The sequence below is a fragment of the Seohaeicola sp. 4SK31 genome (genome assembly GCF_028802875.1).
GTDB lineage: Bacteria > Pseudomonadota > Alphaproteobacteria > Rhodobacterales > Rhodobacteraceae > Seohaeicola.
Map to the genome: position 1 here is coordinate 219,384 of NZ_JARAMP010000004.1, position 11,903 is coordinate 231,286.

Below are 11,903 nucleotides of genomic sequence, written 5' to 3' on the forward strand. Positions count from 1 at the left end.
CGACGCCACCCTGCGTAAGGATCGGCTTGCCTGACCTAACCCGAGATCCGCTGAATTCACAGTGCCGATGCGACGCGCCCTAGTTGCGCAGCGCCGTCACCCTGGCGGCATCAACCGTCGCTCCGCCCTCCATCACAAGAATGGTGCGACCAGCATCACTGCGGGCCTCAACGATACGATCGTAGACATCCGGAACACTGGTGCCCTGCAAGTCATTCTGGAAGTAGCTTTCCACTTCAAAACTGTAGAGTCCGGGTGGCAGGCTTTGGCCCGAAGCATCCTGACCGCTCCACCGATAACTTTCCGGCCTGTTCGGTATGGCGAGTGTCTGAACCACATTGCCGCCTTCGTTGCGCACCACTAGGCGCGCTGAGTCCGCGGTGGCGAGGGGGCTAGTCTGCAGCGTGACCGGAAAACCCTCAAACCGGGCGGGGATCGGTGCGCGTGCTTCCATTCCAACCCAGGCGGCCAGTTGTGCCATGCCCATCTGCCCCATCTGACCAGACAGCCCGGACAAAAGATCATTCGTCAGAACCTGCTGCTCGACCGATGAGAAAGTGGCCAGTTGAACTGCGAAATCGTTCGATTCGATCGGATTGAGTGGATCCTGATTCTTGAGTTGTGCTGTCAGCATTTTCAGGAAGGTTTCAAAATCCGAGTTGATGACAGTTTTCGGCGCAGGCGGTTCCACACGCGTCTGAAAAGGGGGCCCAAGTGTGTCTATCGTTGTCATGTCAGTCTCCCTAAACCCTGATATCAAGGCCCGATTCGTGAAGTTTTGGCTTGTATCGGGGCAAAACAGCTACCGTCGGCTCGGGCAGATCGGACAGGGACTCACTTGGCTGGCTGTCTGTTCGCTCGTCCTTTCCGCCTTCTCTCTGTCCAAAAGAAAAGTTGATCGTGCCATAGCCTAGTTGTCGCAGTTCCTGCGCCAACTGATCACTGTGGCGACGCATGAGATCCAAGGTCTCGGACCGCTCAGCCAGAACAGTCATCGTGATCACCCCATCGCTCATCGTCATGCTGATCCGCACTCGCCCCAGTTCCTCGGGATTAAGATGCAGATCAACCGGTCGCTCGATCGCTCGGACGCTTGCATCAAGCAACTGTTGAAGAACCGGGCGCGGGTTCTCAGGGCGCGTGTGAAGCACTTCGGGCAACAATGACGTGGACGATGGCGCAGCTATCAACAGACCGAGGTTGTCTTGTGAGGGAGTATCCATCTCGGCGGATCGCGTGCTTTCCAACGGAAACAGATTTGCCTGAGTGATTGCGCGAGTTGGTGTCACGAAAAGTGCGCCGGCCATCTGCACGACGGGTGGAACGCCCCCTCCGTTCCCGTCAACCCGAGGACTGGCCGGTAGTTCCTTCTGTGAAGCCAAGGTCAGTGCAGAAAGAGATACGACGCCAGTTTGGACAGGAGGCGACAGTTCTGCATTACTTGGCTTCACAGGATTTTGGAGCACTTCCCGGAACATCAGCCCATTTGGAGTTGCGGTGCCGCTCATTATCGACTTGCGCGGTAGACCAACCTCGGGTTCAGACGCGTGATTGGAGTTTGATGACGGATCGGCCAAAGTCTCAGTAGCGTGGTACGGCAGAACCTTTTGTTCACGCAGTGCCGACAGAAAAACATCCCCTTGGGCGATCCTTTCCGGCGGTGCCGCCATGCCGTCACTTGGCGCTATGAGATGTAGAGGCCGGTCGGGTGACTTTATGGCAGTGGTAGCCGGGTCAGAATGCATGGCATTGACAGGAGCCTGAACCGCATCCGGCGTGCGCGTGGGACCTTGAAGAACCGGATCACGCGGCCTTTCACCGTCAGGCAAGGGCAGAACTGGACCCCAAGACGGGGCGTGTCGAAGTCGGCTAGCAACCGAAATCCCGGTGGCCTCCACCGATGACACCCCAGCGTCCGGATCACCTGGGTGATCCGAAGACACAACACGAAGGTGAAGGTCACCCAATGGCGTTAGAACCAACGGGCCCATGCCTTCACCCGTTTGCTGGGGCGGCACGACTTGATCCCTTTGCTGATCATCGTGGATGTCCCCAGACATAGAATCCTGCCTTTCGTGATCCATTGGTTCCAAGAGCGGCTCTTGCGGAGTTTCAGCCGAATTAGTGACTGTTTCGTCGCTATCTTGAAGGTCAACCATATCGTCCGACATAGAGCCGGAGGCAGGCGCCTCTTCCGTCAGGTCCATCGTGAATATCAGGGAGAAATCCACAGGAGCACGATCGGATGCGCCCGGGAACGCGTTCGACAAAGCTGCCCGGACATCCGGCTGCGTCACGGCATGAGGCAGATGGGTGATTGGCAGTAGTCCCATGGCATGTGTTGCGGTCAGTGACATGAAGCACCCCGGATTTCGATCAGTCCCCAAGATTGCATGTGTCTGGTTACCGGTTCTTTACCGCTGAAGGCGCAAGATCAAAAAAATCCCTTCAATTGGAGAAACCTCATGTCCCTTGCCCTTACATTCGTCGCACCGACCCAGACCCATGACCGATCTGGTCCACTCGCTTTGAAGCAAGGCGTTGCCCCCGATCCCCTGCGCAAGGCTGCTCAGCAGCTGGAGGCAAGTTTTCTAGCTGAAATGTTGAAATCAGCCGGACTTGGACGCACAGGCACCGCGTTTGGGGGCGGCATCGGCGAAGAGCAGTTTGCGTCCTTTCTGCTCCAATCGCAGGCCGAGACCATGGTCAAAGCCGGCGGAATCGGACTGTCAGAATCGCTGTATCACGCATTGAAGGAGCGTCAGAATGTCTGAGATCGACACAACTCCCGGCAAGCTGGATCAGGCCGCGGTGATCCTTGCCAATCTTGACGAGCTTCTGGACAAAGAGCGCAGGGCTCTACTTGATGGCGATCTCGACGCGATCTCGCGCGGTCTGCGCGAGAAGGAACGCCTGATTGATGCGCTGCATGCCCTTCAGAGCGAGCAGGCCGATGATTTCAGTGCAGTTCGCGAAAAAGCCATGCGAAATCAGGTGCTTCTTGATGGCGCAATGGATGGTATCCGTGCCGCTGTAGATCGTATGGCAGCGTTGCGCCGGATCCGCGACACATTGGACACCTATGATCAAAGCGGCCGGAGAACCGTCATCACCAGCCTTCGTTCCGGCCAGGTTGAGAAGCGTGCATAGGCAGGTTTTGTGACAAATCCTGCGTAAATCAGCGTCTGGATTTAGCACATCCTTAGCATTTCAAGCAGCATGTTGGGTCTGCATCCAAAAGGGTGGCGCAAGTCATGGAACCCCATGACCTGCAAACGTCAGAAGGCAGGCAGTCGTTCTTGTGGGGGCGGCACAATCGAACGCGCAAAAGGCGCTCAACATGCAATAAGGAACCTGAAATATGTCAAGCATTCTGACCAATAACGGCGCGATGGTCGCGCTGCAAACCCTGAAATCCATCAATGCCAATCTGGGCAAGACGCAGGATATGATCTCGACCGGCAAGTCGGTAGGGACCGCCAAGGACAATGCCACCGTCTGAATGACCTTGGCATTGGACGAGTAGGCGCGCTGTGTCTGGATCATGTCGGTCAGTTCGCCCGCTACATCGGTGGCTGATTCCTCACGTGCGAAGGCAACGATGTCACCTGTCGGTCCGTCACCCGCATCCCATAGGAAGTAGGTTCCGCTTTCCGGCGAGGGGACATAAGTCTGTTCATCCAGGGCGACCATTCCATTGGGATTGGGCATATCCACCAACGGAATCTGGAAGATGCGTCGCGTGATGCCAGTATCGAAGAAGGCGTGAACAAAACCGTTCGCGTCCACTTCGACCGAGGTCATGTTTCCAACAGGAGAGCCGTCCTTTGAAATGGACACCGGAGCAAAGCTGTTTGACAGTTGCGTGAGTCCGTCAGTGGCGCCGATACGGCCGATATTGATCTCCATCGGGCCGCCAGCGACATTGACGATCAATGACCCGGTCTGGGCATCATAAGCCCCGCCAGCCAGCGTTGTGACTGCGTTCAGAGTGCCCCCTGCGATGCGCCCATCATCGAAATCGAGCGTATATTGCCCGACCACGGCGTTGGCAGAGGCTGTGTCACGGATAGTCATTGTCCATTGGTTGGAGGAACCGCTGGCCGGAACTGTGGGCTGATAGTCGATCATCAGGCTTTCGGATGTTCCAAGATTGCCGAAATACTCGACCGACAGTTCTCGTGATTGTCCTGTTCCTGTCGAAGCGGTCTCGGTCGCGGGCAGGTTCACGCCAAGGCTCAGGCGGGTTGTCGGGTCTCCTGTGAACTGGTTGACGTTGATTTGCACAGGGCGCAGTCCGGCACTGGTATCGCGGGGTACCGGGGGAATGCTTCCATCTGGCAAGGCGGGCCAACCCAGCAGAACCAGATTGGACTCTGTTCGCAGGAACCCTTCGTCATCTGTCCGAAATGAGCCGGTTGTTGTGAGAAGCATCAGCTGACCATTGCCGACCGCGATCTCGGACGCCGAGGCAACCGGCAGAAAACCGCGGCCACGCACAGAAAGATCTGTGGGATTACTTGTCGAGACAAGCGAACCACGTTGGTCGATCAACCGCTGGGATGTCACCCGCACACCACCGGCGGAATAGCTGCCACCGTTCGACGAGATCACCATCGAATGAAAATCGGCTTCCATGCGTTTGTAACCAAAGGTGGCGGAGTTCGCGATATTGTCCGAAATCGCGGCAAGCCGACTTGCATTGACAGACAGGCCGGCGACGCCAGCATTCAGGGAAGAGGAAATTGTCATGGATACGCCTTTCTGCTGTACCGACCACATTGCCGACATCCATACAGTCAGGGGCTTAACGGCAGGCTAACGCGTAAAATCCTTTCCATTCTCGCTCCGTCCGCTTTTCAGAACTCATTCCATCTCCGTCAGAAGAATGACCTCCAATCTGTTGTTGCGGGTAGAGAGCGGGTTCTCGACGGCCAGTTCCCGATCGGCATGGCCCGTCACACGGGACATCCGGGTGCTCTCCATGCCATCCGCCTGCAGCATCAGGCGCATCCTGTCGGCGCGGCTGGTCGAAAGTTCCCACACAGGGTTCTCAAGAAAGACAACCGGGCGCGACATCACATGCCCCTCGATCGCGACAGGGTTGATGACAAGAGCAAACGCTTCGCGGATCATCCGCGACAGGACCACAAGCAACTGGGTCGGGCGGTCAGACCCCTCCTCGAACAGGACAGCATCGGGGAGGTCGAAAAGTTCGACGACCAATCCTTCGTCCGTGACCCGTGTAACCACATGCTTGAGAGCAGTAGCCTCGATGGCGCTTTGACCACCCAGCCCAAGCAAAGCCTCCTCGACCTTCTGAAGTTCGGTTTTCGCATCGGCCTCTGCGGATACTGCCCCTTTGGCTCGGTCACTTTCAGTGGGACGCAGGCTTGTTGCACCTGTGCCGACGGTTGGCTTCACATCCTCGGAAAAGATGCTGTCGCCGCCGAATGCGCTGTCCGCCCCGCCCGAGACCCTGCTGATCGCAATCGTCGGCTGGAAGTAGTCGGCAAGCCCCTTGCGCTGTTGCTCTGTTGTCGCGTTCAGCAGCCACATCAGCATGAAGAAGGCCATCATCGCCGTCACGAAGTCGGCATAAGCGACCTTCCACGCCCCCCCGTGGTGACCGCCCGCTATGATCTTCTTCCGCTTGATGATGACTGGCGCCGCATTGGATTGCGTGCCCATCTCCACCACCTTCTTACTCACCCGGGATCAGGCATAACCGCCAAGCAGTTGCTCAGGGGTTAACAGCTTCAATTGGAGGTATTTCCGGCTGCATGGGGCGCGGCAGGTCGTGCCCGCATCCCAGATGGCGCAACGCGACAAAGAGGGCAAACCTGTCACGTGCCACCGAGGCGCAAGAGCACCGCATCACGGTGACAGCGGCGTGCATTCAAGCCGCAAGGGTCGGAAAAATTTCATCCGGGCAAGAGCGTAAGTCACACAGCCGATCGAGTGGCCGTGATGCAACAGTTTGGACGATCCAATCCATTTTACTACGGTTGTGGGAGAGACAGTATTATCGCAACTACTGCGCTGGTCGCCACCGCTGGTGTTGCTGCTGCTGATATCACCATGGGTGGCTTCGGCTATGTTGGTGTGACTGATAACGCTGCTGGGACCAATGCTACTAGCGCTGTTCGTCTGACGTTCACTGGCAGCGTCGAAACTGACGGCGGCGTCGCATTCACCGCTTTCGGCCGCCTGACTCAGGCAAACAACGACGCCTCGGGCAGCGACGCTGGCGTCAACTACAAGACCGTGGCCGTATCCTATGCCGGTCTTCGTCTCGTTGTCGGCAACACGCACACCGCAATGAACACCTTCGCACGTGGTGGCCACTTCTGGGGCTATGACAACGGCGGTGTTTGGGCGCGGACTGCTCAGGGTTCGGGTATGGGCGCAGTTGCTGACACGTCTGCTGGTGCTCGCGTCTTGGCAACCTACGCTTTCGGTGACTTCACGGTCGGCGTTGGTTCGACGGTTGATGGTGAAGCTGTATCGGCCACCAACCCGGCAAGCATGGACTTTGGTGCACGCTACTCGGCAAACGGTTTGAGCGTGGGCGCTGCATTCGATGACGAGAGCAACTGGCAAGCAGAAGTTGGCTACACAATCGGTGAAATCGGTGTGCGTGCTGCCCTGAACAGCGATGACGAGTACATCGTTTCGGGTAGCTATGCTATCAATAGCGCGATCACCGTCGCAGCGGCATATACCAGCTACGATGTGGCTGGCGGAACCGAAGATGATATTGGTTTGAACCTGACATACAATCTCGGCGGAGGCGCAACTCTGTCTGCGACTGCTGGTCAGGCGGGTTCGGGCGAAGTTATCGGTCTGGGCGTTCAGTTCAGCTTCTGATCCTTACTGGATCTGTATACGGAAGGGCAGGCCTCTGGGCCTGTCCTTTTGTTGCGTTTATGCAACTTTGTTTCGTGTAAACTGTACTGAGCGAAGATTTTCGCAATCACCCAACTCAAATAATCATACATGTTTTTTTTACACCGAGACGCCGGGTGTCTATTCACGGACATAGCCCAGTGACCGGAATAAAATGGTCTATTTAAAATAGAGAAGTATGGTGATGAGTATGACTACCCTAAATATGCTATCCCTTTCAAGAATCATGGTTATTTTGTTCTCTCTATAGTATAGTTCTATTGAGCTGTACGAGTGAGGGGGTTTTACCCAGGGATTTCTGGATCGGAGTGACAGGAATGTTTTGGAGAAAAAAGAACGACAGTATAACTGTTGCGATCACGATGAATGAATTTTTTTACGATCAGTATTTGCCGAATGCCATCGTGACGAAAAAGAGAGGGCGGGACGATCGCCTGACTTATGCCAAACATATTGCTGGAGACTTTGGAAACATCCCGATATCCGAGATTTCATCACGTAAAGTGAACGATTGGCGAAATAAACAGGTCGAGAAAAGGCTCAAGAATTCGACGATCAACAAGCATATTGATTTTCTGATGAATATCATAAAGTTAGCCTATGTCTGGGGCTTTTTGGAGGAGCAGCTTCACGTCAAGATCGACGTCAGAAAATTGCCTGTCGGCAATTACACGCAAAAATTCCTTTCGCAAACAGAAATTCGTCGTCTTTTAAGTGGCTGTATGGTCAGCCCGCATCCCTATCTTTACTTCGTCGTGAAACTTCTTCTTCTGACCGGCGCGCGGGTCGGTGAGTTGAGGAACGCGCGATGGTCAGATATCGACGAGCAGAAGTCGATCTGGCACGTTCCGGTCTCCAAGAATGGTCGCTCCAGAGAGATCTTTCTCAGTTCCGAAGCTCTTTCCACTTTTCACAAGGTCAGACGGAAATCAGAGTTCCTTGGCCCGATCGACCCCCGGGATGGCTATGTCTTCACTAACCCCAGAACCAGGACCAAGTATGACAGCTTCTATGCTGCCTGGTATAAAGTCGTGCGATCAGAAGGCCTTAGCGATGTCCGTATTCACGATTTGAGGCATACCTATGCAAGCCTTCTCATCAATAACGAAGTCAGCATCTATGAAGTGCAGAGACTTCTGGGGCATTCAAATATCACGATGACCCAGAGATATGCTCACCTCTTGCGGGATAAATTGCACGAGAGAACCGAAGTCGTCTCGAAGAGCATCAGCAATTCGTGGATCTGATGGGAGACCATCAACCCAGGTCCTGACGACCGGGGAAGGCATGGGCAGACGATAGCCTGACCCGTGTCGTGGGGCTTTAAATGGATTGTGGTGCGCTGAAGTGACTCGACTTCGACTAGTAAGTATCTGGTATAAAACCATAAAAAATACCAAATTTCTTCAAGAGCCCCCAATAATGCCCCCGCATCGGATTCTTTTTTGGGTTCCAGTCCCGATTAAACGATAACTATCGAAGGGTTCGCGTAGCGCGCTTTCATCGTAAAAGTCAGATCAAAACGTAAAAATCGACCCAGACCGGCCATTCGAACTCCGATCCCCCGGCTTCGCAGCACTAGCAAAAGCTGCAGTTTGTAGGTGAAACGGCAAAGCAGCAGTTGGCGGTGTCACGATGCAGCGCAAAGAACTCAGTTGGCATTGGCGCCTATTCGTCGGGCCAATGGACCTAAAGGCATTCTTGCACGTTGCTGAATGGGCGATGTGGCATTTAGTATCGGCAAGCAATCTGTGCAACACCCCAGCCGATTGAGGGCCAATCTGTGTCTGACCCGTATCTCCGCCAGATTCTCACAAGGCTTCGCGTCGATACAGGTCCCTATTCGCCTGCTCGCAGTGTTCAGGCGACTTTGCGACCAACGCTGTAAGCCTCCGGGGGCGGCCGTCTGAACTTGTGTTCGCTCCGATGGTAAGTCCGCCCTTATGTCCGACTTTATCAACCGCCCTCAAATCGAAGTTCTGTCTGCTGCCGATGGTGAACGCCGCCGGTATTGGTCAGATGATGACAAACTGCGCATTGTGGAGGAGAGCTTTATCGGCCACCGTCAGGTGGCAGCCACAGCGCGGCGACACGACATTTGCCGCTCGCTGTTGACGACTTGGCGGCGGCAGTATCGAAACGGTGAGCTTGGGTCTTCTCGTCCAATATCGTTCGCGCCGGTGACCGTGACGAAAGCGCCCGCGCCACAGACCCATTCAGTTGATCCCTGTCCGCCTCCGGACTGTCAGATTGAGATAGCTCTGCCGAACGGGCGGCGGGTCATCGTGCCGGTGGGCGTGGAGCCCGAAGCGCTTGCGCGGATCCTGGCCGTGGTGGACAGACAATGATCGCGTTTCCGGCGGGCGTGAAGGTTTGGATTGCGGGCGGCGTCACCGATATGCGGCGGGGCATGAACACGCTGGCGCTACAGGTGCAGGAGGGGCTCGGCCGCGATCCCCATGCGGGTGAGATATTCTGCTTCCGGGGTCGTAAGGGCGATCTGGTCAAGATCCTGTGGTATGACGGCGTGGGCATGTCGCTGTATCTGAAGCGCTTAGAAGCGGGTAAGTTCATCTGGCCGGTGAGCCGGTCTGGCCAGGCGGTGCAGATCTCGGCGGCACAGTTGGGCTATCTTCTGGAGGGTATTGACTGGCGCAATCCACGCTGGACGCAACGCCCTGCAAAGGCTGGATAAATTGCACTGACAGGCCTGTTTTTATTGGTGTTCCGCGGCCCCGGTTGCTAAATATTGGCCATGTCTGACGCCGCCTCCGAACTCGCCAAATTACGCGCTGCCCTGGCCGCTGCCGAGGCCCGTGCAGAGGTTGCGGAAAGCGAGCTGGCACAGACCCGCGCAGTTGTCTCTTGCTCGGAAGCGATGATCCAGGAGCTCAAGCTCGAGATCGCCAAACTGCGCCGAGACAAATACGGCATCTCGTCGGAACGGCGCTCGCGGCTGATCGATCAACTGGAACTGCAGCTTGAAGAACTGGAAACAGCGGCAACCGAGGATGCCCTGGCCGCCGAAGAGGCGGCCGACAAGGCCGCCTCCACGGTGCGCGCCTTCACGCGTCGCCGTCCTGTGCGCAAGCCGTTTCCCGATCACCTGCCGCGCGAGCGGGTTGTCGTTGAGGCACCTGCCACCTGCACCTGCTGTGGCTCGGATCGTCTCGTGAAGATGGGCGAAGATGTCACTGAGACGCTGGAGGTAATCCCACGGCAATGGAAGGTGATCCAGACCGTGCGTGAGAAGTTCACCTGCCGGGCCTGCGAGAAGATCAGCCAGCCGCCAGCCCCGTTCCATGCGATCCCGCGTGGATGGGCCGGGCCCAGCCTGATCGCCATGCTCGTCTTCGAGAAATATGGTCAGCACCAGCCGCTGAACCGGCAGGCCGAGCGGTTCGCCCGTGAAGGCGTCGAGTTGAGCCTGTCGACCCTGGCGGACCTGGTCGGGCACGCGACTGTCGCGCTGCAGCCCCTCCATGCGCTGATCGAGAGCCATGTGCGTGCCGCTCACCGCCTGCATGGCGATGACACGACCGTGCCGCTTCTGGCGCGAGGCGGCGCAAAAAAGGCCCGGCTCTGGACCTATGTCCGTGATGACCGGCCCTGGAATGGTGGCGCACCGCCGGCGGCGGTCTTCCACTTCTCCCGCGACCGTGCGGCAACCAATCCCAATCAGCACCTGGCCGGATGGCAAGGCGTGCTGCAAGCGGATGCCTATGGAGGATACAACGATCTTTATCGCGCCGACCGTGATGCGGGGGCTGTGACCAGTGCGCTGTGCTGGGCTCATGCCCGCCGGAAGTTCTTCGAGCTGGCCGACATCGCGGGCAACGTCCGCAAGGGCAAACCCAGCCATCAAATCTCGCCGGTCGCGCTGGAAGCGGTGAAACGGATCGACGCCATCTTCGACATCGAGCGCGAGATCAATGGGCTGGATGCCGATGCCCGGCTTGCCGCCCGTCAGAAACTCTCCCGTCCCCTGGTTGATAATCTCCATGATTGGCTGCTGGCAGAGCGCGCGAAACTGTCCCGACACAACAAGGCGGCTAAAGCGTCCATTCGCCAAACAGGTTGGGCACGACGGCCATCCGGTAGAACCGAGCCATTCTCTGTTCAGGTAAGCGTTTCTCAAGATATGTCTGCATGGATCAGAGATGATACTTACGTGCGATTTCCAAAGCTTCGGCCTGTTCGGTGCCAATGTATTCCTTGGTGCTTTCGATGCTGGCATGACCCAGCAACAGCTGAGCTGCGCGCAGGTTGCCGGTCTGCTGGTAGATATGGGTCGGGAAGGTCCGGCGCAGTGAGTGCAGCCCATAAAGGCTGGGATCGAGGCGCGCCTTTTCCAGCCAGGACTTGAACAGCCGCCAGAGCTGACTTTCGCTCAGGTGGATGTGTGACCACCTTGCCCCCTGCCCCGTGAACAGCCAGTCGTGAAGCGGCTTTTCAGCGGCGGCGAGATAGGCACGCAGGCTGTCGCGCGTGCTCGAGGACAATCGCGCCTGGACCGGGCGCGCATTGCGGCCTTCGGTTTTCTTCTGCCGGATTTCGACGATCTCGCGCACCCCTGCCGGGGTTGCCACGTCCGCCACCCGCAGGCGCACCAGGTCAGACCCCCGGAAGCTGGTATCGAGGGCAACGTTGAACAGGACCAGATCACGTAAGGCCCCTTCCTGGCGCAGGATCAGCCGGATCAGCGCGACCTGGTCTGGCGTCAGTGGTGGTTTTTTACCCACGACGCGGCCTTTGTTCCAGGCGGTCTCGGCGGCAGCTTTCACGGGCAAATTCTTGCAAGGTTATACGGTAATAATACCCATAAACCTTGCATAAAAGAAGCGGCATCTTGCGATATGCTGTAATTTCCCTGTGACCTTTACCACAATCTGGCGCAATTTCTTCAGCGGTAAGTGGCGTGCTGGGGGAGATATCTGGAAGAGAAGTAGAGCAGACGTTCGGGCGTGATGCCGCGAAAGTCTGGTCTGAGCCCA

10 protein-coding genes and 3 pseudogenes are annotated in these 11,903 nt (G+C 56.8%); 8 read left to right on the forward strand and 5 right to left on the reverse strand.

Annotated elements, in window-relative coordinates; genetic code table 11:
* Positions 1-79: 79 nt before the first annotated feature.
* Together PVW27_RS05360 and fliK are read right to left on the reverse strand one after the other, a co-directional pair.
* Complete coding sequence (locus PVW27_RS05360) at positions 80-733, reverse strand: flagellar hook capping FlgD N-terminal domain-containing protein (protein ID WP_274555789.1); 654 nt, start codon at positions 731-733, stop codon at positions 80-82.
* Between the two features lie 10 nt (positions 734-743).
* Positions 744-2,357, reverse strand: a complete 1,614-nt coding sequence (gene fliK / locus PVW27_RS05365; RefSeq protein WP_274555790.1) for a flagellar hook-length control protein FliK — start codon at positions 2,355-2,357, stop codon at positions 744-746.
* 108 nt (positions 2,358-2,465) lie between these two features.
* On the opposite strand from fliK, the gene PVW27_RS05370 reads away from it, so the two are divergent.
* From PVW27_RS05370 to PVW27_RS21560, 3 genes and pseudogenes are all read left to right on the forward strand, one after another.
* Complete coding sequence (locus PVW27_RS05370; RefSeq protein ID WP_274555820.1) at positions 2,466-2,774, forward strand: rod-binding protein; 309 nt, start codon at positions 2,466-2,468, stop codon at positions 2,772-2,774.
* Positions 2,767-3,150, forward strand: a complete 384-nt coding sequence (locus PVW27_RS05375; RefSeq protein ID WP_274555791.1) for a flagellar export chaperone FlgN — start codon at positions 2,767-2,769, stop codon at positions 3,148-3,150. The genes PVW27_RS05370 and PVW27_RS05375 overlap by 8 nt, the downstream gene beginning before the upstream one ends.
* Before the next feature lie 211 nt (positions 3,151-3,361).
* Positions 3,362-3,499 (forward strand): annotated as a pseudogene (locus PVW27_RS21560) (flagellin N-terminal helical domain-containing protein); the annotation flags it as partial.
* Here PVW27_RS21560 and PVW27_RS05380 read toward each other — a convergent pair.
* A pseudogene (locus PVW27_RS05380) lies at positions 3,463-4,752 on the reverse strand (flagellar hook protein FlgE); the annotation flags it as partial. The pseudogenes PVW27_RS21560 and PVW27_RS05380 sit on opposite strands and share 37 nt — an antisense overlap.
* A gap of 114 nt (positions 4,753-4,866) precedes the next feature.
* Positions 4,867-5,691, reverse strand: a complete 825-nt coding sequence (locus tag PVW27_RS05385) for a flagellar motor protein MotB (protein WP_274555793.1) — start codon at positions 5,689-5,691, stop codon at positions 4,867-4,869.
* Positions 5,692-5,970: 279 nt separating this feature from the next.
* Here PVW27_RS05385 and PVW27_RS05390 point away from each other — a divergent pair, with 279 nt between their 5' ends.
* From PVW27_RS05390 to tnpC, 5 genes and pseudogenes are all read left to right on the forward strand, one after another.
* A complete protein-coding gene (locus tag PVW27_RS05390; protein WP_274555794.1) occupies positions 5,971-6,870 on the forward strand; it encodes a porin in 900 nt (299 codons plus the stop codon).
* Between the two features lie 356 nt (positions 6,871-7,226).
* A complete protein-coding gene (locus tag PVW27_RS05395; protein ID WP_274555795.1) occupies positions 7,227-8,156 on the forward strand; it encodes a tyrosine-type recombinase/integrase in 930 nt (309 codons plus the stop codon).
* Positions 8,157-8,852: 696 nt separating this feature from the next.
* Complete coding sequence (tnpA, locus tag PVW27_RS05400) at positions 8,853-9,257, forward strand: IS66-like element accessory protein TnpA (protein WP_238373424.1); 405 nt, start codon at positions 8,853-8,855, stop codon at positions 9,255-9,257.
* Positions 9,254-9,604: an IS66 family insertion sequence element accessory protein TnpB gene (tnpB, locus tag PVW27_RS05405; RefSeq protein WP_274555796.1), complete on the forward strand. Its 351-nt coding sequence runs from the start codon at positions 9,254-9,256 to the stop codon at positions 9,602-9,604. Before tnpA ends, tnpB begins: the two co-directional genes overlap by 4 nt.
* A gap of 60 nt (positions 9,605-9,664) precedes the next feature.
* A pseudogene (tnpC, locus tag PVW27_RS05410) lies at positions 9,665-10,969 on the forward strand (IS66 family transposase); the annotation flags it as partial.
* 94 nt (positions 10,970-11,063) lie between these two features.
* Here the strand turns inward: tnpC and PVW27_RS05415 are convergent.
* Positions 11,064-11,693, reverse strand: a complete 630-nt coding sequence (locus PVW27_RS05415) for a tyrosine-type recombinase/integrase (protein ID WP_274555797.1) — start codon at positions 11,691-11,693, stop codon at positions 11,064-11,066.
* Positions 11,694-11,903 lie beyond the last annotated feature (210 nt).